The organism is Halorubrum sp., from assembly GCF_046498025.1.
GTDB lineage: Archaea > Halobacteriota > Halobacteria > Halobacteriales > Haloferacaceae > Halorubrum.
On sequence record NZ_JAWOBM010000043.1, the window covers coordinates 44,034 to 66,437 of the forward strand.

A 22,404-nucleotide genomic window follows, 5' to 3' on the forward strand; every position below is an offset into this window, starting at 1 on the left:
CCCACCGCCCTCCCTCCGGGCATGAACGAAGCGGACGTGCGAGAGCGGCTCGCGGACGTGCAGGACCCCGACCTCGGGGACGACATCGTTTCGCTCGGTCTCGTGAACGACGTCGCCGTCGAGGCGGACGGGGACGGCGGGACGGTCCGGGTGTCGCTCGCGCTCGGCGCGCCCTTCTCGCCGCACGAGTCCGCGATCGCCGAGGACGTGCGGGACGCGCTCGCGGACACCGGGTTCGACGTGGACCTGTCGGCGTCGATCCCGGACGAGCTGGACGCGGACGAGCGGGTGCTACCGGGCGTGAAGAACGTGATCGCGGTCGCCTCCGGGAAGGGGGGCGTCGGCAAGTCGACGATGGCCGTCAACATCGCGGCCGGGCTCTCGGAGCTGGGCGCTCGCGTCGGGCTCTTCGACGCCGACGTGTACGGGCCGAACGTCCCGCGGATGGTCTCGGCCGAGGAGCGACCCCAGACGGACGGCGAGACGATCGTCCCGCCCGAGCGCTTCGGCGTGACGCTGATGAGCATGGACTTCCTCACCGGCGAGGACGACCCCGTCATCTGGCGCGGGCCGATGGTCCACAAGATCATCACTCAGCTCGTCGAGGACGTGGAGTGGGGCGAGCTCGACTACCTCGTAATGGACCTGCCGCCGGGCACCGGCGACACGCAGCTCACGATCCTCCAGACGCTCCCGCTCACGGGCGCCGTGATCGTCACCACGCCGCAGGAGGTCGCGCTCGACGACGCGGTGAAGGGCCTCCGGATGTTCGGCAAACACGACACGAACGTCCTCGGGATCGCCGAGAACATGGCCGGCTTCCGGTGTCCGGACTGCGGCGGGTTCCACGAGATATTCGGCTCCGGCGGCGGGAAGGCGCTCGCGCGGGAGCACGAGCTCCCCTTCCTGGGCGGCGTCCCGCTCGACCCCGCGGTCCGGACCGGCGGCGACGAGGGCGACCCGGTGGTGCTGGGCGAGGGCGAGACCGCCGACGCGTTCCGGGTGATCGTGGAGAACGTCGCGAACAACGCCGGCGTGGTGCGCCGTCGCGGGGTGAGCCAGGGTCGATGAGCGGGGAGGACGGAGCCGACGGGGGCGGTGAGGAGGCCGAGCGCGACGAAGAGGAGGCCGAGCGCGACGAAGAGGAGGCCGAGCGCGACGAAGAGGAGGCCGAGCGCGACGAAGAGGATGCAGAGCGCGACGAAGAGGATGCAGAGCGCGACGAAGAGGATGCAGAGCGCGACGAAGAGGATGCAGAGCGCGACGGGGGCGAAGACGACCCCGCCGACCCCCTCGACGCGGCCGGCGTCGACCCTGTCGTCTCGGAGTCGGCCGCGGACGCGGCCGCCGGGGAGTTCCCCGACGACGGCGAGGTCCGCGCGTTCCTCCGCGAGATCGCCGCCGACGTGCGCGGGGACAGCTCCGAGAGCCAACAGCTCTCGGCGATCCTCTACCGCGTGTCGGACCTGTACGACCCCGACGAGCAGACCTCGCCGGAGGAGATCTACCTGAACGTCCGACACATCATGCGGATCAAAGAGCAGGGCGGGATCGAGCGATAAGACGGGGTTGGTGGCGATGATGTTGCCGGCTGAGAGAGCTCAGTCGATCGTCCATACACGGGAGCGACGGGTGCTGCGGTGAAGTCCTCCGAAGTTCCAGTCGATCGTTTATACCTGTTCGCTGGAAGATCGTCGGTGAAGTCCTCCAAAGCCCCAGCCGCGAGGGCGGCGTACGCTCGCTGCGCGCTTCGGTCGCTCGCGTTGCTCGCTCCCTCCAGTGCTTACGTCGCCTACGCCGCCCTCGCGGCTGCCCCTTTGAGTCCCGCCCCGCACAGCGGCCGAACCTCACGCCTCCCCAGCCTCGCCGCTGGCGGCGACAGCCGCCGGAAGCGACGGATCCGACGACACCGGCGGTTCGCGGCCCGTTCGGCCGCTCACCGGGGCGCAGGGCGAGAGCGAAGCTCTCGCTTGCAGCCGGCGCACAGCGCCGGCGACGCCACCGCAGTTTATTTATAAACTACCACTCTGATTTCGGCCTCGGTCAGTCACACCCGCTCGTCGAGCACCGTCTCGTCGCCGTGACGGACTTCGACGCGCTCCGGAACGGGCGCCTCCGTGAACGTGACCGCGACCTCGTAGGGATGGGCCTGGGCGATGTCCGAACACACCTCCTCGTCCCAGTTGGGGTCGTCCTCGGTGGTCAGCCGGAGCAGCAGGCGGTCGGGCGTCAGGTCGGCCTCGATCAGGTCGACGCGGTAGCAGTCGCGCGAGCCGCCGAGCAGCCGGCCCCTGACGGTGAGCCGGGCCGGGTCGGCGTCGAGCGCGCGGAGCAGGACGGCGTCGTCGTGCGGACTCGGCTCGTCGGACTCGAACGCGCCGGCGTGCTCGCGGCGGAGCGTCACCTCGGCGCCGGCGGCGGTCTCGGGGATCTCCCCCCACGGCGGGGTCGGACACCCGGCGAGGGGGAGGGTCGCGGCCGCGGTCGAGAGGAGGGCTCTGCGGCGCATGGTGGAGCACCGCCCGGCGGCCGGCGTAAACTTTGTGCCAGCGGGAACTCCGTCGATCGATCGTTTCATACTGATAGCACGTCTCACGGTGGCACACATGAGCAACGACGACCGGATCCCCGTGACGGTCCTCAGCGGGTACCTCGGTGCCGGGAAGACGACTATGGTGAACCACCTGCTCGCGAACCCCGGCGACCGCCGGATCGCCGTCATCTTAAACGACATGGGCGAGGTGAACGTCGACGCCGAGCTCGTCGCGCGCGAGAACGACGAGGAGGGGATCGTCGACCTCTCGAACGGGTGCATCTGCTGTCGGCTGCAGGACGACCTGCTGAGCGAGGCCGCCGCGCTCGCGGAGTCCCGCGAGTTCGACTACCTCCTCGTGGAGTCGTCGGGCATCTCAGAGCCGATCCCGATCGCGCGGGCGTTCACGGAGGGGACCGAGGACTCCGAGGTCGACCCGACCGAGCGCTTCCGGCTCGACACGATGGTGACCGTCCTCGACACCTACGGGTTCTGGAAGGAGTTCGACGCCGGCGAGAGCCTTCCGGGCGACGGGGAGCCGGCCGCGGACCGTCCCCTCGCGGACGTGCTCGTCGAGGGGATAGAGTTCTGCGACGTGCTCGTGTTGAACAAGACGGACATGGTCCCCGACGACGTGCTCGACGAGATCGAGTCGGTCGCGGACCGGCTCGGACCGCGGGCGAAGCGGATCCGCACGAGCTACTCCGAGGTGGACTCGGACGACGTGCTCGACACCGGTCGGTTCGACTTCGAGACGGCCAAGCGGTCCCCGGGCTGGAAGCGGGCGATCGCCGAGAGCGAGGGAGAGGGCCACGACGAGGAGGCGGCCGGCCACGCCCACGACCACGACGAGGGCGCCGCCGCGGCCCACGGGGTCGACTCGTTCGTCTACCGCTCCGCCGACGCGCTCGATCCGGAGCCGTTCGCGGACTGGCTCGACGACTGGGACGGCGCCGTCGTCCGAGCGAAGGGCGTCGCGAACGTCGCGGGCACCGACGAGGTGATCGGCGTGAGCCAGGCCGGCCCGTCGGTGCAGGCGGGACCGATCGGCGAGTGGAGCCCCGACGACGACCGCCGCACGCGGCTCGTGTTCATCGGCAGCGAGATGGACGAAGCGCGGATCCGGCGGGAACTCGACGACCTCGCGACGACGGACCCCGACGCGATCGAGAGCGCGGAGGCGTTCCCGCTCTGACTCGGCTCGGCCGATCGGTCAGCGTCAGATCCCCAGTTCGGCCTGTAGGTCGTCCCACTCCTCGTGGAACCCGTGAGTCGACTCGGTCTCCGCGCCGACCGCCGACTGGTAGACGTCGTCGTACTTCAGCAGTTCGCCCCACCCGTCGTGGAAGGCCCAGTTGCAGTACTTGCACATACGGGCCAAAACGCGCGGAACCGACATACCGATTTCGGCGGTCGGAAGGGATGTCCGGATTCGCGAGCGTCGGCGTGACGGCGCGTTCGCGCCGCCGACAGAGTGAAGCGCTTTCGTATCGTACGATACCCATTGGCTCGGCTCGGCCGCCGAGAGAGTTCACTATGGTTACATACAGGCGGGGCGGACACGTCCAGAGCGACGACGAAGCGGTCGAACGGCTCTGTGAGCACTGCGGCTGGCACTGCGTCGCCGACGGCTATCCGGAGCTCGTCTCGCAGTACCAGTCGCACCTCCGGGCGGAACACCCGAAGGCGTGGCTCCGGGCGTGACGACCGTCGAGAGGTGAGACCTCCAGACGCGCGTCGGCGTTCGAGTCGTCTCACTCGACGTTTCCGGTCGTACACTGATTTTTATTTCAAAACAAGTCGACGAGTCCCTTCGCGGCAGCGACCAAGAGAAGCATGTAGAAGACGTTTCCGACGGTGGCGAACACGAGAAAACGGGCCAGTGGGTACTTACTCAGACCGGCCGGGATACTCATCAGTCCCCCCATACCTGGAACGGCGTTGGTCAGACAGAGAGCGAGACCGCCAAACCGATCGAACGCGCGGGTGACGAACCGCATCCACCGTTTGCCCACCTTCCGCCGGATGAAGAACGGAAGACGGTTTAGATACGGCATCCGCCGACGGATTCCGATGAGCTCCGGCCGGTCCTCGTTGAACCCCCGGTACAGCGTCCACTGGCCAAGCGTTGAAGCGGCGACGCACAGCCCAACCACCGTTGAAAGCACCAGCAGTGGCGGGTCGACGACAACGACGTATCCGAAAAAGAGCGCCCCGGGTGGAGTGAATTTCCCGAGCATCATCCCGTCGAAGTAGAACAACATGACGAAAAGCGGCACGCCGGCCGAAACGACGAGCTCCGTCCATGAGGTGGGAAGGACGGACGTGATCATCTCGCTTCCGTTGTTTTCGGTGATACTTGAATACTCCGCGCGAGGTGAGGAGCTCGCACGCGTTTTGTTCGACGGGATGGTCGCGCATTTCCAAACGAACGTCTGAAGACGAATTGAGACGCATTCGACTGAGAGTAGCACTCTCAGAATGGTCTCCCCGACTCGGCTGCGCCACGGATGTCGTGGCGACCGGGGAGGAACCGGTCTCACAGAACTCAGCCGCTCCATTCAGCGCGGCCGCGAGAATACGTACCCGTACGAGGATTTCAACGAAGCAAAAATTCGGACCGGCGACCGCGGGGCGGAGCCTCGGCGATTCAGGGCTCGAGCAGGACCTTCGTGACGCCCTCCTCTCGCGCGTCGAACGCCTCGTACATCTCCGGCGCCTCCTCGAGGTCGACGCGGTGCGAGACGACCCAGCTCGGGTCCGCGCGTCCCTCGATGATCATGTCGCGGAGGTACCGGTTGTACGACTTGACGTTACACTGACCCGTTCCGCACTTCAGCCCCTTCTCGAAGAACTTCCCGAAGTCGATGCCGAGCCGCCCCTGCGCTGCCATGTCGTCGGGGGCGCCCGGGTCCTCCGGCACATACAGACCGGGAATGCCGAGTTCGCCGGTCGGCCGGACGACGCGGATGAGGTTGTTGATCACGACCGCCGGGTTCTCCTTGGCCGGGTCGTAGGAGTAGTCCTCGGTGTCGGTGTCGACGTCCTCGGGGTCGGTCGCCTGATACCCGACCGCGTCGACGCCCTTGTCGACCATCCCGCCGTGTTCCTCGATGATCTGGTCGACCGGGTCGCCCTCGGAGAAGTCGATGGCGGTCGCGTCGCAGTGGTCCTCGGCCAGTTCCAGTCGACTCGGCACCTGGTCGACGACGTAGATCTCGGCCGCGCCCTTGATCTTCGCGCTGTACGCGGCCATCAGTCCGACCGGGCCGGCGCCGAAGACGGCGACCGACTCGCCGGGCTGGAGGTTCGCCAGCTCCGTGCCGTGCCAACCGGTCGGGAAGATGTCCGCGAGCAGCGAGAACGCGTCCTCGTGCTCCCGTCCCTCGGGGAGTTTCAGGGCGTTGTGATCGGCGTACGGGACGCGCAGTTTCTCGGCCTGTCCGCCCGGATACGGCCCCATGGCGACGTAGCCGTACGCGCCGCCCGCGAAGCCGGGGTTGACGTTGGTACAGAAGCCGGTGTACCCCTCCTCGCAGTTCTGACAGAAGCCGCAGGAGACGTTGAACGGCATGACCACGCGGTCGCCCTCCTCCAGCGTCGAGACCGCCTCGCCCACTTCCGAGACGATCCCCATGTTCTCGTGCCCGAAGACGATTCCCTCCTCCGCCGCGGTCCGACCCTCGTACATGTGCAGGTCCGAACCGCAGATACACGAGGTCGTGATGTCGATGACGATGTCGTTCGGGTGCTCGATCTCCGGGTCGTCAACCTCCTCTACCGCCACTTCGTACGGGCCTTGGTATACTACTGCTTTCATGTTGGGATCCGAGCTAACAAGCTCTCCGAGGTATTCTAAATGTTTTTCAATTATAGATACTGTTAATAAATCGTGTTATAATTCAACTAAGACGCACGTCGGGCCAAGCCGGAAGCCGTGGATCGGCCAGTAGGACGGACCGCCACCGCGCTGGCGACGCGACCGGCAGGACGGACCCCCACCGCGCTGGCGGCCCGACGCGCGTTCGGCGGAGCGCAACGACTTTCCTGCGGCACGGTAAACGGAGGGTATGGACTGGCCACACGACCCCGACGGGGAGCAGGGCAGCGAGGGTATGCGGCAGTACGGCCACGCCGTGCTCGCGAAGAAGATCGACGAGGAGGAGGACTTCCCGCTGTCGGCCGCGGAGTACGTCGAGGCGTACGGCGACCATCCGATCCGGATCGACTACGAGACCGTCGTCTCCGTCGAGGAGATCTTCGAGGGCGTCGAGAAGGAGGAGTTCGACGACTTCGTCGAGTTCCATCAGGAACTCGGCCGGGCGATGCGCGAGAACGGGTACTGGTTCTACGAAGGCGCCGACCACTTCGTCCGCGACCGGGCCTGAAACGAGCGGCCACCGCGAGTGCGACCGGCGACGATCGCCCCGCACGAGGCGACGGATCGCAGAGACCCGCCGACCTCGGCCGACCCTTTTAAGCGTACATGGGGTGACCGACTCGCCATGAGCGACGAACGGATTGCCATTCTCGCCCACGAGAAGTTCCCCGACCGCGCGAAGACCGCCCTCGGCGTGATGCGTTACGGCGACCAAGAGGTGCGGGCCGTCCTCGACCGCGACCGCGCCGGCGACCGCGTCAGCGACCACGTCCCCGACGTGGCGGACGCGCCGATCGTCGCGTCGTTCGACGAGGCATACGCGGCCGCCGCCGGCGACCTGGACGCCTTCTACATCGGTATCGCGCCGATCGGTGGGGGCTTCGACGAGTCGTGGCGCGCCGACGTCGAGGCCGCCATCGAGGCCGGGTGCGACGTGGTCAGCGGCCTCCACTACTTCCTGAACGAGGACGAGGAGTTCGCCGCGCTGGCCGCCGAGCACGGCGTCGACCTCGTCGACGTCCGCGAGCCCGACGACGACCTGACGGTGGCGACGGGCGCCTCCGGCGACGTCGACGCCGACGTCGTGCTCACGGTCGGCACCGACTGCTCGGTCGGGAAGATGACGGCCTCGCTGGAGATCGTCGCCGCGGCCCGCGAGCGCGGGATCGACGCGGCGTTCGTCCCGACCGGCCAGACCGGCATCATGATCGCCGGCTGGGGGAACCCGATCGACCGCGTCGTCTCCGACTTCACCGCCGGCGCGGTCGAGGAGATGCTCGTCGAGATCGGCGACGACCACGACCTCCTCGTCGTCGAGGGACAGGGGAGCATCGTCCACCCCGCCTACTCGGCGGTCACCTGCGGCATCCTCCACGGCTCGATGGCCGACGGGCTCGTCCTCTGTCACGCCGCGGGCCGAGAGGCGGTCCACGGCTACGAGTCGTTCTCGCTCCCGACGCTCGCGGACTACGTCGACCTCTACGAGGGACTCTCGGCGCCCGTCCACGAGACGAGCGTCGTGGCCGGGGCGCTCAACACCAAAGACGTCGACGACGACGCGACCGCCGCCGACGCCGTCACCGACTTCGGCGACGAGCTCGGAGCGCCAGCGGCCGATCCGGTGAGGGACGGCGCCGAGGCGATCGTCGACGGGATCGTCGACGCGGGGCTCGGGGAGGCGACCGCGACCGCCGACGGCGGGGTCGACGACGAGGGGCCCGCGAGCGAATGAGCCTCGATACCGAGTTCGAACGGGTCTCGCTCCCGCTGGAGAACCCGTTCACCATTTCACGTGGCACCCAGACCGACGCCGAGAACGTGATCGTCCGGATCACGGACGAAGGCGGAATGACCGGAATCGGCGGCGCGGCCCCCGCCGTCCACTACGGAGAGACGGCCGGGACGGTCGAGGCGGTGCTTCCGGAACTCCTGTCGATCGTCGAGTCGGTCGACGACCCGCACGCGTTCCACGAGGTCGAGGCCCGGATGGCGAGCGCGATCGGCGACAATCCCGCCGCCCGGGCCGCCGTGTCCATCGCCGTCCACGACCTCGCCGCGAAGCGGCTCGGCGTCCCGCTGTACCGCCTCTGGGGCCTCGACCCCTCGACCGCGCCCGCGACTTCCTACACGATCGGACTCGACGAGACGGAGCGCGTCCGCGAGAAGGCGGAGACCGCCGTCGAGGCGGGATACCCCGTCCTCAAGATCAAGCTCGGCACCGACCGGGACCGCGACCTGATCGACGCGGTCCGCGAGGCCGCGCCGGACGCCCGGCTCCGCGTGGACGCCAACGAGGCCTGGACTCCCCGCGAGGCGGTCGAAAAGAGCGAGTGGCTCGCCGAGCGAGACGTGGAGTTCGTCGAGCAGCCCGTGCCCGCCGAGGAGCCCGAGGGGCTCCGGTTCGTCTACGAGCGCTCGGCGCTCCCCGTCGCGGCGGACGAGTCGTGCGTCACGCTCTCCGACGTCCCCGCGATCGCCGACCGCTGTGACATCGCGAACCTGAAGCTGATGAAGACCGGCGGGCTGCTGGAGGCGAGACGGATGATCGCGACCGCGCGCGCTCACGGACTGGAGGTGATGTGCGGCTGCATGATCGAGTCGAACGCGTCGATCGCGGCGGCCGCGCAGCTGGCGCCGCTCCTCGACTACGCCGACCTCGACGGCTCCCTGCTGCTCGCCGAGGACCCGTACGACGGGATCGGGCTGAAGGGCGGCGAGATCCGGCTCGGAGAACAGGACTGGGCGGGGACCGGCGCCCGACCGCGCGGAGAGCGGTAACGCGTCAGTTCCGCGGTTCCTAGCGCGTCAGTTCCGCGGTTCGTCGGCGTCGACTTCCGACTCCTCCAGCTCGACGTCGACCTCCTCCTCCGCCTCGGCGTCGTCGGCGACGTCGGCCTCGAGGTCGTCCGTGTCGATCTCGGACTCGATGTCGGCCAGCTCCTCGTCGATCTCCTCGTCGGTGCTCGCGTCGACGTCGTCGCTCGCGGAGCCGCCCTTTCCGAGCTCGCCCTTGAGCGTCTCCAACTCGGCGTCGACCTCGCTGTCCGTCGAGAGGCTCTCCAGCTCTCTGTCGATGGAGTCCTTGTCCGAGAGCGCGTCCTCGAAGGCGCCGGTCTCCTCCAGCTCGTCCATCGCCTCGGCGCGCGCCTCCATCTCCTCGGTCCGCTCCTCGGCGCGCTCGATCGACCGGCTCACGTCCTCCATCTCGTCGCCGACCCCGGTCATCGCCTCGGAGACGCGCGAGGACGCCTCTGCGGCCTCGTAGCGGGCCTTCATCGTCTCCTTCCTCGTGCGGAACTCCTCGATGCGGTTCTGGAGCTTGTTCTTCTTCTCGACGAGCTGGTCCTGGGTGTGGTTTAACTTCGCGATCTGGCCCTCCAGCTCCTCGATCTGGGCCATCTTCGACTTCTTCTTCTCGAGGGCCTTCCGCGCGAGGTCGTCGCGGTCCTGCTGGACCGCCTCGCGGGCCTGCCGGTTGTGCTTCTCGACGTTCTCATCGAGCTTGCGCTTTTGAATCTCCAGCCGCTTCTTCTGTGTCGTCAGGTCGGCGATCCCCTGTTTGACGTCCTGAAGCTCGTCGCGCATCTGTTCGTACGAGTAGTCGAGCGACTCGGTCGGATCCTCCGCTCGGTTCAAGAGGGCGTTCAGCTTCGAGCGGATGACGTAGGAGGCGCGCGAGAGGATTCCCATGGTCCGTCATACGCGTTCCACCCGTTAAAACCTCATGTGGTTTCGCGGGCCCGCACGCGACGGAAACGCCGTGGATGCCCCTCGAAACGGGAGCGAGAACCGACGCTCCCCGGGGGGTCCGATCGGAACTTCCGCGGCGGCGCTCGCGACTCGTCCCCAGTTCCTGAAGGTTTATTCGGGATGTTGTACAACCCTCGCGCATGGACATCGGTGTACTGACCGTTCCGCTGGGCGGCGAATCGATCGGCGACGCGGCCGCGTACCTCGAGTCGATCGGCGTCGACGCAGTCGAGCTCGGGGTCGGCGGGTGGCCGGGCGAAGACCACGTCGACCGCCGGGCGCTCCTCGCAGACGAGACCGAGCGCGAGGAACTGCTCGGACTGCTCGACCGTCACGACCTCCGGATCTCGGCGCTGGCGACGCACAACAATCCGCTTCACCCCGACGAGGAACGCGCCGAGGCGGCCGACCGCGAGCTCCGGGAGGCGATCGAGCTGGCCGACCTGCTCGGCGTCGACGCGGTGACCTGCTTCTCCGGGCTCCCCGCGGGCGCGCCCGGCGACTCGACGCCGAACTGGGTAACGGCGCCGTGGCCGAGCGAGCACGCCGACGCCCACGAGCACCAGTGGGACGAGGTCGCGATCCCGTACTGGAGGGACCTGGCGGACCACGCCGAGGGCCACGGCGTCGACGTCGCCATCGAGATGCACCCGAACATGCTCGTGTACGAGCCGACCGGGCTGCTCGCGCTGCGGGAGGCCACGAACGAGCGGATCGGCGCCAACTTCGACCCGTCACACCTCTACTGGCAGGGGATCGACGCGACCGAGGCGATCCGCTTTTTGGGCGAGCGTGACGCCATCCACCACGTCCACGCCAAGGACACGAAAGTGTACGACGCCAACGCCCGCGTGAAGGGCGTGCTCGACACGACGAGCTACACGGAGGAACCGGACCGCTCGTGGCTGTTCCGCTCGATCGGCTACGGCCACGGCGAGGGCCACTGGAAGGACGTCGTCTCGACGCTCCGGATGGTTGGCTACGAGGGCGCGCTCTCGATCGAACACGAGGACTCGCTCACCTCCTCGCGCGAGGGGCTAGAGAAGGCGGTCGACGTGCTCGACCGAGCGGTCTTCGCGACCGAACCGGGCGACGCCTACTGGGCGGAGTAGACGGAGGACGAGATCATGACACGGGAACCACTGACGATCGGCGTGCTGGGGTATCGGTTCATGGGCAAGGCGCACGCGAACGCGCTGGCGCGACTCCCGATGTTCTTCCCGGACGCGCCCGCGGTCGAGCGCCACACGCTCGTCGGACGCGACGAGGAGGCCCTCGCCGACGCCGCGGAGCGCTTCGGCTTCGCGCACACGGCGACCGACTGGGCGGACGCGCTCGACGAGGTGGACGTCTTCTACAACCTCGGGCCCAACCACGTCCACGCGGAGCCGTCAATCGCGGCCCTCGACGCGGGGGTCCCCGTCCTCTGTGAGAAGCCGCTCGCGCCGACCCTCGAGGAGGCCGAAGCGATGCGCGACGCCGCGGCCGCGGCGGACGTCCCCGCCGGGACCGCGTTCAACTACCGGTTCGTGCCGGCGATCCGCTACGCGAAGGGGCTGATCGAAGACGGCGAGATCGGCGAGATCCGACAGGTCCGCGGCCGCTACCTGCAGGACTGGCTCGTCGACCCCGAGGCGCCCTGGGCGTGGCGGATGGACGCCGACATGGCGGGCTCGGGCGCGCTCGGCGACCTCGGCGCGCACACGATCGACCTCGCGAACTTCCTCGTGGGCGACGAGGCCGGCGGGATCGACCGCGTCTCCGGGCACCTGCAGACGTTCGTCGACGAGCGGCCGGTGTACGCCGACGGCGACGACCCCGCCGTCGAGGAGTACCGCGACGTGACCGTCGACGACGCCTACTCGGCGCAGGTCGCCTACGAGTCGGGCGCGACCGGCACCTTCGAGGCGAGCCGGTTCGCGACGGGACACAAGAACGACCACGCGATCGCGGTACACGGCTCCGAGGGGAGTCTGAAGTTCTCCTTAGAGCGGCTCAACGAGCTGGAGGTGCTCCGCGGGGACGACCGCGGCTACCAGACGGTCCTCGTCACGGACGAGACGGACCCCTACGTCGACCGGTGGTGGCCCCCCGGACACGTGATCGGGTGGGAACACACCTTCGTCCACGAGAATTACGAGTTTCTCTCCGCCGTCGCCGAGGGCGGGTCGTTCTCGCCGTCGTTCGCGGAGGGGTACGCGGTCCAGGAGGTACTCCGCGCGGTCGAGCGCTCGGACGAGCGCGGCGAGTGGATCTCGGTCGGGTGAGGCCGGCGCGGTCGGCGGGGGTCACCCGGCCGTGACGCGACCGCTCAGAAGCCGCCGCCGAGCGGGTCCGAGCCCGGCTCCTCCTCGGCCCACTCGCTTATCGCCGAGTCCTCGCCCTCGTAGGTCCCGAGCGTCTCGCGGGTGTCGAACGCGACGGGCTCCCACACCACGTCGACCTGCTCGTTCCCGGTCGCGTTCGGGATGGTCACGCGATCGCCGGGTTCGACGACCCCGTCGCCCGGCCACGCGCCGAACTCAATCTCGCCGTCGGGGTCCTCGCCGCGGACGTACAGCTCCTCGGCGGCGACGGGCTCGGGACCGGCGGAGACGACGACGAGTTCGCCGTCTTCCCGCTCGACCTGGAACTCCGCGTCCGGCGGGGCGACCCCGTCGATCAGGCCGAACACCGCGGCCCCGACGACCGCCAACAGCAGGACGACGACGACGACGAGCAGTCCCGTGCCGGCCACCGGGGTGAACCCCCGCTCGTCGTTCCGGAACGCGCACATTCGGATGCGACTCCGAGCGGAGTCGTATAAGGGTTTAGCCGCCGCTTATCAGACGGGAGAACGGGCGGGCGTCGGTGCCGCGGGAGGTGCGGCCGCGGTGATCCGGCCCCCACGGTCAGTCCGGACTCGAACCCCCGCGGACAGTCCGGAATCGGAACCCCGTTATTCCACCCACTCGAAGGGGGCACGTGACATCGTGGATCGACGATCCGGTGGGCGGACGGGCGCGGGGGCCACGCGGGCTCGCTCGGGCGTGGGTCGAGGCCCTCGTTCGGCCGCGTCGCCTCTTCGCGAACGGCGTGGCGCCCGGCGATCAGGCGCCGGCGCTGACGTTCGCCGTCGCCGTGGCCGCCGCGTTCGCGCTCGGGTGGATGGTCACCGAGCCCTCCGCGATCCCCGGGATCGTCGGGTCCCGTCCCCTCTCCGCGGTCGTGACGCTCCTCGTCGTGATCGCGCTCGCGGCCCCCGTCGGACTCCACCTGACCGCGGCGGTCGCGACGGTGAGCGTCATCGTCGCCAGCGTCGAGATCGACGACGGCCTCGCGCTGCGCGACCGCGGCGGCGTCAGCGAGACCGTTCAGGTCGTCGCGTACGCGAGCTCACCGATGGCGCTCGCCGGACCGCCGATCCCGGAGCTGCGTGTCGTCTGCGGCGCGTACGCGGCGGCGCTGCTCCTCATCGGGTTCCGGACCGTCCACCGGACGACGCCCCTCCGAACCCTCGTCGCCGGCGTCCCGCCGGCGGTGCTCGGCTACGGCGTCGGCTACCGCGTGATCGCGTCGGTCCGGGTCTTATTCGGGTAGATCGCCCGGCGCCCCCGGTCGGTCGGTCGTCGAGGCCGCCGAAGGGGTCGCCCCGGCTGTAGCTGGAGCGCGCTGCGGCGACCGTTCCCGCGGCGTAGCTCCCGCGAGGCTTTCGACAACCGTTTTAGGCCCGAGGCTCTCGGTGTACTCAAATGGGATCCTGTATCATCTGTGGCGTCGACGTCGACGGTGGCGGTCGCATCTGCGATCCGCACCAGGAAGACGTCGTGTTCGACTTCCAGGGGAACGCCCCCGATCAGCTCGTACCCGACCGGTTCTACCGCGGCGTCGTCGACGGCTACGCCGAGTTCGGCGTGTTCATCGACCTCGCTCCGGGGGTGACCGGGCTGCTTCACCGCTCCGAGCTCGACCGTCGCCTCGACAGCCTCGACTGGGAGCCCGGCGACGAGGTGTTCGTGCAGGTGAAAGGCGTTCGCGACAACGGGAACATCGACCTCGCGTGGTCGATCCGCCAGGCGGACCGCGAGTTCCGCGGCGTGCTCGTCCAGGACGGCGACACCGAGCACCTGCCCGAGGAAGACGCCGACGAGGGCGGGAGCGACGACGAGAGCGCGGGCGACGACGGAGACGAGAGCGCGAACGCCGACGACGAGAGCGGAGCCGAGACGTACGCCGAGGCGAGCGACGGAACCGGAGCCGAGGCGGCGGTCGGGGACGCCGGCACCGAAGTCGACACCACCGAGCCGGCCGAGACCGAGGAGGACGACGGAGACGAGCCCGGAGCCGAGACGTTCGCCGAGGCGAGCGAGACCGCCGACGTCGCGGACGAGTCCGAACCCGACGACGCCGACGAGATCGAGGGCGACCGCGAGCGCGTCGACATCGGCACGCTCTCCGAGGCCGTCGGCGACTCGGTCCGAATGGACGGCGAAGTCGTTAGCGTCCGACAGACGGGCGGCCCGACGGTCTTCGAGGTGCGCGACGAGACCGGTGTGGTCGACGTCGCCGCGTTCGTCGACCCCGGCACCCGCGCGTACCCGAACGTCGAGGTCGGCGACGTGGTTCGGATCGACGGCGAGGTCGAGAGCCACCGCGGCGACGTGCAGGTCGAGTCGGAGGCGCTCGTGCTCCTCGAGGGCGCGGACGCCGACGCCGTGCGGCGCCGACTCGCCGAGGCCCTCACCGACGAGGCGCGTCCCGACGGACTGCAGCCGCTCGCGGGCGACGAGACGGTCGCCCAGCTCGCCGACGGACTGCTCGACGCCGCGGAGGCGATCCGCCGCGCGGTCCTCGAGTCGCGCCCGATCGTCGTGCGCCACCCCGCCACCGCCGACGGCTACGTCGCGGGCGCGGCGGTCGAGCGCGCCGTGCTCCCGCTGATCCGCGACGAGCACGCCAAGAGCGACGCCGAGTACCACTACTTCACCCGCCGTCCGCTCGACGACCCGGTGTACGGGATGGACGCGGCGACGAACGACGCGACCCGCATGCTGCAGGACCGCGACCGCCACGACGAGAAGCTCCCGCTGTTCCTCCTCGTCGGCACCGGCTCGACGGTGGAGTCCGCCGACGGCATCGACCTGCTCTCCGTCTACGGCGTCGACGCGGTCGTCGTCGACGCAGAGGTCGCCGACCCCGAGACCCGCGAGGCCGTCGACACGCTCGTCTCCCCGGAGATCGAGTCGATCGAGGGCGACCTCTCGACGGGCGCGCTGGTCGCCTCGCTGGCCTCCGCGGTCAACGACGACGTCCGCGACGACCTGCGGCACCTCCCGGCCGTTAGCTACTGGGCCGACACCCCCGACCGCTACGTCGACCTCGCGCGCGACGCGGGCTACGACGTCGAGCGCGTCGCCGAGCTCCGCGAGGCGATCGCCTTAGAGGCGTACTACCAGTCGTACCAGGACAAACGCGAGCTCGTCGCCGACCTCCTCTTCGAGGACGGCGGCAACCTCGCGGCGCACGTCTCCGAGCAGTTCCGCGAGAAGCTGGAGACCGAGGTGGCGACCGCGACGGCGAACGTCGTCACCGAGGCGGTCGACGGCGTGGAGTTCGACGTGCTCGACACCGACGGCTACACCCACCGCTACGACTTCCCGCCGACGCCGCTCCTGCTCGACGACCTCCACCGCCGGCGCGCCAACGGCGAGTCGCACGCGACCGTCGGGATCGGCACCGACGAGCTGTACGTCCGAACGAGCGCGGACGTCTCCGTCCGCGACGTCGCCGAGCGCGCGGCCGAGCTCGCGCCCGCCGCCGACGTCACGACGGCCGGGCTCCGCGAGGGCAAAATCGAGTTCCTCTCGGGCGAGCGCGACGCGGTCGAAGACGCCGTCGTCGCCGCCATCGCCGAGAGGTTCTGAACGCGCCCGCAGCTCGGGCCCGGTCTTCGAGGACGCGACCCCGCTCACCGCCGAGTGAACGGTCCCGGCGGGAGGATGAGGTCGTCGAGCTCGGCGAGGTGCTTCACGTTGAACACGATCTTCAGCTCGTCGCTCACCGGATAGCCGTTACACGAGAGGCGGAAGCCCTCCTCGGCGAGCTCGTCGGGCATGATGTGGTTTGCCGGCTGTGAGAGCTCCCCCTCGACGAGATAGACCGCGCAGTTCGCGCAGGCGCCGCCTCGACAGGAGAACGGCCACCCGAACCCGCGGTTCTCGGCCGCCTCCAGGAGGCTCTCGTCGGGCTGTACGAGCAGGCGGCCGTGCTCCGCGGCGCTGAGGTCGGCGTGCGACGCCTTCGTAAACAGGTCGTCGTCGTCGAGCGACCAGCCGTAGTCGGCGAGCACGTCGTAATCGAGGAAGTCGACCCGGGCCGGCTCCACCTCGGGAGCCTCCCCCTCGTCGGTCAGGTCCACGTCGGCGGCCGCGCGGTCCGCGTCCCCGTTCTCCGACCGCTCGTCGATCTCGCGATAGGCGCGCCTGACGAGCTGGAACTCCTCGACCGTCCCGCCTTGGTCCGGGTGCGCCTCCTTTACCCGGGCGCGGTAGGCGCGCTCGATCGCGGCCTCGTCGGCGTCTTCGTCTACTTTCAACACCTCGAACGGCGACACCATTCGGTGTCGGACCCTAATCGATCGACGCACATAAACGGCACACAAGCCGGCAGCGATCGGAGGCGTTCGGCCGGGCGCGGGACGGCCACTCCGACGGGCGTCTAGCGGTCTGCGGGCGGTCAGCCGTCGACCGACCGCCCCGCGAGTCGATGGTTTAAGAGTCGCGACGACGACGGATCGAGTAATGGGAAACGCGGACCTACGCGACCTCGCTTCGATCCGGGACGTCACCTTCGAGGAGATCGCGGGGAGCGTCGTCGCCGTCGACGCGCACAACTGGCTGTACCGGTACCTCACGACGACGGTCAAGTGGACGAGCGGGGAGAAGTACACCACCGCCGACGGCGTCGAGGTCGCGAACCTGATCGGCGTCGTCCAGGGGCTCCCGAAGTTCTTCGAACACGACCTGGTCCCCGTGATGGTGTTCGACGGGGACGTCACCGACCTGAAGGCCGACGAGGTCGCCGACCGACGACAAAAGCGCGAGGGAGCCGAGGAGCGGCGATCGGCGGCCGTCGAGCGCGGCGACGCGATCGAGGCCGCCCGACTGGACGCCCGCACGCAGCGGCTCACCGACACGATTCAGGAGACGACCCGCGAGCTGCTCCGCCTGCTCGACGTGCCGATCGTGGAGGCGCCGGCGGAGGGGGAGGCGCAGTGCGCGCACATGGCGGCGACGGGATCCGTCGATCACGTCGGCAGCGAGGACTACGACGCCCTCCTGTTCGGCGCCCCGACGACCCTTCGGCAGCTCACGAGCAAGGGGAACCCGGAGCTGATGGACCTAGCGGCGACGCTCGACGAACTCGGGCTCGACCGACAGGGACTCGTCGACGTCGCCATGCTGTGCGGCACCGACTTCAACGAGGGCGTCCACGGCGTCGGCCCGAAGACAGCCGTGACGGCGGTCAAAGAGCACGGCGACCTGTGGGGCGTCCTCGACGCGCGCGGCGCCGAGATCCCGAACGCCGCCGAGATCCGGGAGCTGTTCATGCACCCGCCGGCGACGGACGTCGACGTCGACACCGAGATGAACCCCGACGTGGGGGCCGCGCGCGCCTACGTCGTCGACGAGTGGGGCGTCGCCGCCGACGAGGTCGAGCGGGGCTTCGAGCGAATCAGAGAGTCGCAGGTCCAGACCGGCCTCGACCGGTGGTCGTGAGCGTCGGCCCGGTTCGGAGTCGTCCGACCTCCCGACCGTCGCCCCGGCCCCGACGCCGGTCCCACTGCGTTGCCGGCGAGACGAGTGAGGCGACCACGCGACCGCCGCGAACATACCTTTTATTTCCTCGTCGTGGAAAGAGTGAGTCACACGTGTCGTGGACCACCTCTCGACCGCGAATCCCGTCGGTCATCGCCCCGCGGACGCGGGTCCGGCGGACGCGCGCGGCGCGGTGGCGTGCGTCGGGCGGATCGCGCCCGCTTCGAGTGTCCCACGACGACCCATTTCACCAATGAGCTTCGAAGTTCCCGACGAGTTACGGTACCTGGAATCGCACGAGTGGACCACGACCGACGACGACACCGTCCGGATCGGCGTCACCGACTTCGCACAGGACGAGCTGGGCGACGTCGTCTTCGTCGAGCTCCCCGAGGTCGGCGACGAGGTGGTCGCCGGCGAGGCGTTCGGCGTCGTCGAGTCGATCAAGGCCGTCTCGGACCTGTACGCCCCCGTCTCGGGCGAGGTCGTCGCCGTCAACGAGGAGCTGTTCGACCGGCCCGAGCTCGTCAACGAGGACCCGTACGGCGACGGCTGGATGCTGGAGGTCGACCCGAGCGACGGCGGCGACGCCGAGGGGCTCCTCGGCCCCGACGAGTACGACGCGCAGATCGCGTAGCGAGCGCGGACCACCGACGGAGCGACCCGCGAACGCGGGACACACCAGCGGACACACGACCATGACCACCCACCCATTCGACGGACGACCCGGCACCGAACGACAGAGCGACGGCGGACGCGCGGGAGCGGACCGATGAGCGGGACGAGCGGCTCCCCGTACGCGCCGCACACCGACGACGAGACCGCGGCGATGCTCTCGGCGATCGGCGTGGACGACGAGGAGGCGCTGTTCGACATCCCCGACGACGTCGCCTTCGACGGCGCGTTCGGGATCGAACCGCGCACGGAGCGGGAGATCCGCGCGGAGTGCTCGCAGATCTTCGGCCGGAACGACGGCCTGACCGAGTTCCTCGGGCGCGGCCACTACGGCCACTACGTGCCGAGCGTCGTCGACCACCTCTCGGACCGCGCGGAGTTCCTCACGAGCTACACCCAGTACCAACCCGAGATCTCGCAGGGGTTCCTTCAGGCGCTGTTCGAGTACCAGTCGATGCTCGTGGAGCTGACGGGGCTCCCGGTCGCGAACTGCTCGATGTACGACGCCGCGACCGCGCTCGGCGAGGCGGCGACGCTCGCGGACCGCGTCCGTTCGACCGCGGGCGACACCGTCCTCGTCCCCGAGCACCTCCGCGAGGGGAAGCGGGCGGTGCTCGCGAACTACTGCGCCGGCGCCGACCTGACCGTCGAGCCGTACCCGATGGTCGACGGCAACGCCGACGTCGACGCGCTCGCCGACCGCGTCGGCGAGGACGTCGTCATGGTGTACGCCGAGAACCCGACGGTCCGCGGCTGCGTCGAGGAGCGGCTCGGAGCGATAGGCGACCTCGCGGCCGACGCCGACGCGCTGTTCGTGTTGGGGTCGGACGTCGTCTCGCTCGCGGTCCTCGAGGAACCGGCGAGCGTCGGCGCCGACGTCGTCGTCGGCGAGGCCGGCGCGCTCGGGCTCCCGACCGCCTACGGGATGGGGCTCGGGATCTTCGCCTGCAGCGACGAGTTCCTCCGGCAGGTGCCGGGGCGGCTCGTCGGCGCGAGCGAGGACGCCGACGGCGACCGCGCGTTCACGCTCACGCTCCAGACCCGCGAACAGCACATCCGGAAGGAGCGGGCGACCTCCAACATCTGCACGAACCAGGCGTGGGTCGCGCTCCGCGCGGCGATCCACGCGGCGACGCTCGGGCCGGACGGCCTCGTCGACCTCGCGAACGACTGCGTCCGCGAGGCGGCCGCACTCGCCGACCGGATCGACGAGGTCGACGGCGCCGTCGCGCCGGTCCACGACCGCCACCACGTCCGGGAGTTCGCCGTGCGCGTCGACCAGCCGGCCGCGGCGATCGCCGAGGACCTCGAGGGAGCGGGGTTCGCGGTCCACGTCGTCGGCGAACACCTCCTGCAGGTGTGCGTGACCGACCTGAACGCGGGCCGGACGGACGACCTCGTCGCGGCGTTCGAGGAGGTGGTCTGAGTGATTCACGACCAGGCCACCTACGAGCGCGAGGCCGAGGACCTCCGGGAGCCCCTGCTCTCGGAGAAGGGCGAGGCGACCGTCGACGTGACCGAGGACTCGCCGCTCCCGGACGACCTGACGCGGGACGAGCTCACGCTCCCCGCGCCCTCGGAGCCGGAGATCGCCCGCCACTACACCCGGCTCTCGCAGATGAACTGGGCGATCGACTCCGGGCCGTACCCGCTCGGGAGCTGCACGATGAAGTACAACCCCAAGTTCACCGAGGACGTCGCCGCCGATCCGAACGCGGCGGTCCACCCGGACCGCTCGGAGCGGTCCGTGCAAGGGAACCTCGAACTGCAGTACCGCCTCCAGGAGTTCCTCGCCGAGATCGGCGGCATGGACGCCGTGACGCTCCAGCCCCCGGCGGGCGCGGCCGGCGAGCTCACCGGCATCCTCGTCGCGAAGGCGTACCACGAGCACCACGCCAACGACCGGTCCGAGGTCGTGATCCCGGCCTCCGCGCACGGGACGAACTTCGCGACCGCGGCGACCGCCGGCTACGACGTGGTTGAACTCCCCTCCGGCGAAGACGGACGGGTCGACGTCGAGGCGCTCGAGGCGGCCGTCGGCGACGACACGGCCGCCCTCATGTTAACCAACCCGAACACCGTCGGGCTCTTCGAGCGCGACATCACGGAGATCGCCGAGATCGTCCACGACGCGGGCGGGCTGCTCTACTACGACGGCGCGAACCTCAACGCGCTGCTCGGTCGCGGCCGCCCCGGCGACATGGGGTTCGACGTGATGCACTACAACGTTCACAAGACGTTCGCGACCCCGCACGGCGGCGGCGGTCCCGGCGCTGGTCCGGTCGGCGTCGTCGGCGAGCTGGCCGAGTTCCTCCCCGCCCCGCAGGTCCGCGAGAACGAGAACGTCAGCGGGTACGAGCGCTTCGACCCCGAGCACTCCATCGGGAAGGTCCACGGATTCACCGGCAACTGGCTCGTCCTCGTCAAGGCGTACGCGTACATCGCTCGGCTCGGCGACGAGGGGCTCGCCGACGCGGCCGCGAAGGCCGTATTAAACGCGAACTACCTCGCCGAGCGGATCGACCTCGACGTGCCCCACGGTCCCTTCCACCACGAGTTCGCGGCGACGGCGGGCGAGCGCGACGCCGCCGACGTCGCCAAGCGCATGCTCGATTTCGGCGTCCACCCGCCGACGACGAAGTGGCCGGAGATGGTGCCCGAGGCGATGCTGACGGAGCCGACCGAGATCGAGGGGCGATCGTCGCTCGACGACCTCGCGGAGGCGTTCAACCTCGCGTACGCCGACACCGACGAGGCGCTCGACGCCGCCCCGAACCGGACCGCCGCGGGCCGAATCGACCAGGTCTCCGCCGCGCGGAATCCGCGGCTCTCGTGGCAGGCGCTCGACGAGGAGTAGGGCGGAGCGTCGCCGGTGCGATAACCGGACTGGCCGGTGACGTCGGTGATCACGGTTCGGTGACGTCGGGAATCACGGCTCGGTGGGAGTGACACCGACGGTCTCGGCGAGGTCGAGCGCGCGGGCGTCCTCGGCGTCCTCTGCGTGCCCCGTCGTCGTTTCGTCGGGTTTGTCGTCGGTCCATTCGGCGACGAGCATCGACTCGTCTTCGACGAACCGACGCAACACTCGACCCTCGGCGCGGTGGAGCGTCTCGCTGCAGGTGGACTTGGCGATGTCGCGGTCGGCGGCCAGCTCTGTGAGCGTGCACTCGCGGGGGGTGTCGTAGTACCCCGCCTCGATCGCCGCACGGACGAGGTCGCGCTGGGCCTGCGTGAGGACCGGCTCCGACTCGTCGCCGCCGGCCGATTCGACCGTGGCGCCTTCGGCCGCGAGCCGTCGGCCGAACGCCGAGAGCCGCTCGCGGTCGTCGACCACCGCGAGGGTCGCCCGCCCGTCCCTGACCTCGACGGCCGACTCGAGCGGGACCCCGGCCCGTCGCGCCGCCGCGACGTACGACGGCGCCGGTCCGGTCACGCGGACGATCGTCTCCGCCCGCCCCCGTTCGACGACCTCGGTCCGGTCGGCGTCGTCGCGGTCGCGGAGAGCCTCGACGACGCGCGGACGGTCGGCTCCGGTCACCGTCAGCGCGGTGACGTCGCCCTCGTCGGCGGCGACCGTGCCCGTCGCTCGGAGCGTCGCCTCGGGGGACGCGCGCGAGACCGCGCCGAGCCAGGAATCGGTCGGGAGCCGGACGCGCAGCCGCGTTCGGCTCATCGGTTCCACCCCTCTGCCGCCGACCCGCCGTCGTGTGGAGACATTCGTACAGAGCCTACGACGGTTCGCTCCCTGCCGCTGTCCCTTCATTCGTTTC

The 22,404-nt window shown here is 69.7% G+C and carries 22 protein-coding genes and 1 pseudogene; 15 read left to right on the forward strand and 8 right to left on the reverse strand.

What is annotated here, in order from left to right:
• The first annotated feature begins 21 nt into the window (after positions 1 to 21).
• Both R6U01_RS08955 and R6U01_RS08960 read left to right on the forward strand, forming a co-directional pair.
• A complete protein-coding gene (locus R6U01_RS08955; RefSeq protein ID WP_410286112.1) occupies positions 22 to 1,071 on the forward strand; it encodes an Mrp/NBP35 family ATP-binding protein in 1,050 nt (349 codons plus the stop codon).
• Positions 1,072 to 1,226: 155 nt separating this feature from the next.
• A pseudogene (locus R6U01_RS08960) lies at positions 1,227 to 1,562 on the forward strand (hypothetical protein); the annotation flags it as partial.
• A 485-nt stretch (positions 1,563 to 2,047) separates the two neighbouring features.
• On the opposite strand, the gene R6U01_RS08965 reads toward R6U01_RS08960, so the two are convergent.
• Positions 2,048 to 2,509 carry a hypothetical protein gene (locus R6U01_RS08965; RefSeq protein WP_410286113.1) on the reverse strand — a complete coding sequence of 154 codons (462 nt, stop codon included), beginning with the start codon at positions 2,507 to 2,509 and terminating at the stop codon, positions 2,048 to 2,050.
• 97 nt (positions 2,510 to 2,606) lie between these two features.
• Here R6U01_RS08965 and R6U01_RS08970 point away from each other — a divergent pair, with 97 nt between their 5' ends.
• Positions 2,607 to 3,728, forward strand: a complete 1,122-nt coding sequence (locus R6U01_RS08970) for a CobW family GTP-binding protein (protein WP_410286114.1) — start codon at positions 2,607 to 2,609, stop codon at positions 3,726 to 3,728.
• 24 nt (positions 3,729 to 3,752) lie between these two features.
• On the opposite strand, the gene R6U01_RS08975 is transcribed toward R6U01_RS08970, so the two are convergent.
• Positions 3,753 to 3,905 (reverse strand): hypothetical protein, encoded by a 153-nt coding sequence (locus tag R6U01_RS08975; RefSeq protein WP_267664681.1) that lies wholly within the window; start codon positions 3,903 to 3,905, stop codon positions 3,753 to 3,755.
• Between the two features lie 164 nt (positions 3,906 to 4,069).
• On the opposite strand from R6U01_RS08975, the gene R6U01_RS08980 reads away from it, so the two are divergent.
• Positions 4,070 to 4,237, forward strand: coding sequence for a hypothetical protein (locus tag R6U01_RS08980; RefSeq protein ID WP_410286115.1), 168 nt, complete (start codon positions 4,070 to 4,072; stop codon positions 4,235 to 4,237).
• An 86-nt stretch (positions 4,238 to 4,323) separates the two neighbouring features.
• Here R6U01_RS08980 and R6U01_RS08985 read toward each other — a convergent pair whose 3' ends face one another.
• Together R6U01_RS08985 and R6U01_RS08990 are read right to left on the reverse strand one after the other, a co-directional pair.
• A complete protein-coding gene (locus R6U01_RS08985; RefSeq protein WP_410286116.1) occupies positions 4,324 to 4,866 on the reverse strand; it encodes a DedA family protein in 543 nt (180 codons plus the stop codon).
• Positions 4,867 to 5,183: 317 nt separating this feature from the next.
• A complete protein-coding gene (locus tag R6U01_RS08990) occupies positions 5,184 to 6,353 on the reverse strand; it encodes a glutathione-independent formaldehyde dehydrogenase (protein WP_410286117.1) in 1,170 nt (389 codons plus the stop codon).
• A gap of 250 nt (positions 6,354 to 6,603) precedes the next feature.
• Here R6U01_RS08990 and R6U01_RS08995 point away from each other — a divergent pair, with 250 nt between their 5' ends.
• The 3 genes from R6U01_RS08995 to R6U01_RS09005 all read left to right on the forward strand — a co-directional run bounded on the left by R6U01_RS08995 (position 6,604) and on the right by R6U01_RS09005 (position 9,191).
• A complete protein-coding gene (locus R6U01_RS08995; RefSeq protein ID WP_410286118.1) occupies positions 6,604 to 6,921 on the forward strand; it encodes a DUF5785 family protein in 318 nt (105 codons plus the stop codon).
• A 117-nt stretch (positions 6,922 to 7,038) separates the two neighbouring features.
• Entirely contained in the window at positions 7,039 to 8,145 is a 1,107-nt protein-coding gene (locus R6U01_RS09000; RefSeq protein WP_410286119.1) for a DUF1611 domain-containing protein, read from the forward strand.
• On the forward strand, positions 8,142 to 9,191 hold the full coding sequence (locus R6U01_RS09005) for a dipeptide epimerase (protein WP_410286120.1): 1,050 nt from the start codon (positions 8,142 to 8,144) through the stop codon (positions 9,189 to 9,191). Before R6U01_RS09000 ends, R6U01_RS09005 begins: the two co-directional genes overlap by 4 nt.
• 27 nt (positions 9,192 to 9,218) lie before the next feature.
• On the opposite strand, the gene R6U01_RS09010 is transcribed toward R6U01_RS09005, so the two are convergent.
• Positions 9,219 to 10,103 (reverse strand): PspA/IM30 family protein, encoded by an 885-nt coding sequence (locus R6U01_RS09010; RefSeq protein WP_410286121.1) that lies wholly within the window; start codon positions 10,101 to 10,103, stop codon positions 9,219 to 9,221.
• Between the two features lie 200 nt (positions 10,104 to 10,303).
• On the opposite strand from R6U01_RS09010, the gene R6U01_RS09015 reads away from it, so the two are divergent.
• Positions 10,304 to 11,275, forward strand: coding sequence for a sugar phosphate isomerase/epimerase family protein (locus tag R6U01_RS09015; RefSeq protein WP_410286122.1), 972 nt, complete (start codon positions 10,304 to 10,306; stop codon positions 11,273 to 11,275).
• A 15-nt stretch (positions 11,276 to 11,290) separates the two neighbouring features.
• Positions 11,291 to 12,430 (forward strand): Gfo/Idh/MocA family protein, encoded by a 1,140-nt coding sequence (locus R6U01_RS09020; protein ID WP_410286123.1) that lies wholly within the window; start codon positions 11,291 to 11,293, stop codon positions 12,428 to 12,430.
• A gap of 44 nt (positions 12,431 to 12,474) precedes the next feature.
• Here R6U01_RS09020 and R6U01_RS09025 read toward each other — a convergent pair whose 3' ends face one another.
• A complete protein-coding gene (locus R6U01_RS09025) occupies positions 12,475 to 12,939 on the reverse strand; it encodes a type IV pilin (RefSeq protein WP_410286124.1) in 465 nt (154 codons plus the stop codon).
• A gap of 188 nt (positions 12,940 to 13,127) precedes the next feature.
• Between R6U01_RS09025 and R6U01_RS09030 the strand changes: the two genes are divergently transcribed.
• Positions 13,128 to 13,742 carry a YIP1 family protein gene (locus tag R6U01_RS09030; protein ID WP_410286125.1) on the forward strand — a complete coding sequence of 205 codons (615 nt, stop codon included), beginning with the start codon at positions 13,128 to 13,130 and terminating at the stop codon, positions 13,740 to 13,742.
• Between the two features lie 152 nt (positions 13,743 to 13,894).
• Positions 13,895 to 16,066 (forward strand): OB-fold nucleic acid binding domain-containing protein, encoded by a 2,172-nt coding sequence (locus R6U01_RS09035; RefSeq protein WP_410286126.1) that lies wholly within the window; start codon positions 13,895 to 13,897, stop codon positions 16,064 to 16,066.
• Between the two features lie 44 nt (positions 16,067 to 16,110).
• On the opposite strand, the gene fer is transcribed toward R6U01_RS09035, so the two are convergent.
• The gene (fer, locus tag R6U01_RS09040) at positions 16,111 to 16,758 is read right to left on the reverse strand and encodes a ferredoxin Fer (RefSeq protein WP_410286127.1); all 648 of its coding nucleotides are present in this window, start codon (positions 16,756 to 16,758) and stop codon (positions 16,111 to 16,113) included.
• A 184-nt stretch (positions 16,759 to 16,942) separates the two neighbouring features.
• On the opposite strand from fer, the gene fen reads away from it, so the two are divergent.
• The 4 genes from fen to gcvPB all read left to right on the forward strand — a co-directional run bounded on the left by fen (position 16,943) and on the right by gcvPB (position 21,491).
• Positions 16,943 to 17,920, forward strand: a complete 978-nt coding sequence (gene fen, locus R6U01_RS09045; protein WP_410286128.1) for a flap endonuclease-1 — start codon at positions 16,943 to 16,945, stop codon at positions 17,918 to 17,920.
• Between the two features lie 292 nt (positions 17,921 to 18,212).
• The gene (gene gcvH / locus R6U01_RS09050; RefSeq protein ID WP_410286129.1) at positions 18,213 to 18,596 is read left to right on the forward strand and encodes a glycine cleavage system protein GcvH; all 384 of its coding nucleotides are present in this window, start codon (positions 18,213 to 18,215) and stop codon (positions 18,594 to 18,596) included.
• Between the two features lie 135 nt (positions 18,597 to 18,731).
• Positions 18,732 to 20,060 (forward strand): aminomethyl-transferring glycine dehydrogenase subunit GcvPA, encoded by a 1,329-nt coding sequence (gene gcvPA, locus R6U01_RS09055; protein ID WP_410286130.1) that lies wholly within the window; start codon positions 18,732 to 18,734, stop codon positions 20,058 to 20,060.
• Positions 20,061 to 21,491, forward strand: a complete 1,431-nt coding sequence (gene gcvPB / locus R6U01_RS09060) for an aminomethyl-transferring glycine dehydrogenase subunit GcvPB (RefSeq protein ID WP_410286131.1) — start codon at positions 20,061 to 20,063, stop codon at positions 21,489 to 21,491.
• Between the two features lie 72 nt (positions 21,492 to 21,563).
• On the opposite strand, the gene R6U01_RS09065 is transcribed toward gcvPB, so the two are convergent.
• A complete protein-coding gene (locus R6U01_RS09065) occupies positions 21,564 to 22,307 on the reverse strand; it encodes a helix-turn-helix domain-containing protein (RefSeq protein ID WP_410286132.1) in 744 nt (247 codons plus the stop codon).
• Between the last annotated feature and the right edge of the window lie 97 nt (positions 22,308 to 22,404).

Bases quoted from the DNA above. Each gene is read 5' to 3' on its own strand.
- R6U01_RS08955 (WP_410286112.1), top strand. From the start codon at position 22: ATGAACGAAGCGGACGTGCGAGAGCGGCTCGCGGACGTGCAGGACCCC.
- R6U01_RS08965 (WP_410286113.1), bottom strand. From the start codon at position 2,509: ATGCGCCGCAGAGCCCTCCTCTCGACCGCGGCCGCGACCCTCCCCCTC.
- R6U01_RS08970 (WP_410286114.1), top strand. From the start codon at position 2,607: ATGAGCAACGACGACCGGATCCCCGTGACGGTCCTCAGCGGGTACCTC.
- R6U01_RS08975 (WP_267664681.1), bottom strand. From the start codon at position 3,905: ATGTGCAAGTACTGCAACTGGGCCTTCCACGACGGGTGGGGCGAACTG.
- R6U01_RS08980 (WP_410286115.1), top strand. From the start codon at position 4,070: ATGGTTACATACAGGCGGGGCGGACACGTCCAGAGCGACGACGAAGCG.
- R6U01_RS08985 (WP_410286116.1), bottom strand. From the start codon at position 4,866: ATGATCACGTCCGTCCTTCCCACCTCATGGACGGAGCTCGTCGTTTCG.
- R6U01_RS08990 (WP_410286117.1), bottom strand. From the start codon at position 6,353: ATGAAAGCAGTAGTATACCAAGGCCCGTACGAAGTGGCGGTAGAGGAG.
- R6U01_RS08995 (WP_410286118.1), top strand. From the start codon at position 6,604: ATGGACTGGCCACACGACCCCGACGGGGAGCAGGGCAGCGAGGGTATG.
- R6U01_RS09000 (WP_410286119.1), top strand. From the start codon at position 7,039: ATGAGCGACGAACGGATTGCCATTCTCGCCCACGAGAAGTTCCCCGAC.
- R6U01_RS09005 (WP_410286120.1), top strand. From the start codon at position 8,142: ATGAGCCTCGATACCGAGTTCGAACGGGTCTCGCTCCCGCTGGAGAAC.
- R6U01_RS09010 (WP_410286121.1), bottom strand. From the start codon at position 10,103: ATGGGAATCCTCTCGCGCGCCTCCTACGTCATCCGCTCGAAGCTGAAC.
- R6U01_RS09015 (WP_410286122.1), top strand. From the start codon at position 10,304: ATGGACATCGGTGTACTGACCGTTCCGCTGGGCGGCGAATCGATCGGC.
- R6U01_RS09020 (WP_410286123.1), top strand. From the start codon at position 11,291: ATGACACGGGAACCACTGACGATCGGCGTGCTGGGGTATCGGTTCATG.
- R6U01_RS09025 (WP_410286124.1), bottom strand. From the start codon at position 12,939: ATGTGCGCGTTCCGGAACGACGAGCGGGGGTTCACCCCGGTGGCCGGC.
- R6U01_RS09035 (WP_410286126.1), top strand. From the start codon at position 13,895: ATGGGATCCTGTATCATCTGTGGCGTCGACGTCGACGGTGGCGGTCGC.
- fer (WP_410286127.1), bottom strand. From the start codon at position 16,758: ATGGTGTCGCCGTTCGAGGTGTTGAAAGTAGACGAAGACGCCGACGAG.
- fen (WP_410286128.1), top strand. From the start codon at position 16,943: ATGGGAAACGCGGACCTACGCGACCTCGCTTCGATCCGGGACGTCACC.
- gcvH (WP_410286129.1), top strand. From the start codon at position 18,213: ATGAGCTTCGAAGTTCCCGACGAGTTACGGTACCTGGAATCGCACGAG.
- gcvPA (WP_410286130.1), top strand. From the start codon at position 18,732: ATGAGCGGGACGAGCGGCTCCCCGTACGCGCCGCACACCGACGACGAG.
- R6U01_RS09065 (WP_410286132.1), bottom strand. From the start codon at position 22,307: ATGAGCCGAACGCGGCTGCGCGTCCGGCTCCCGACCGATTCCTGGCTC.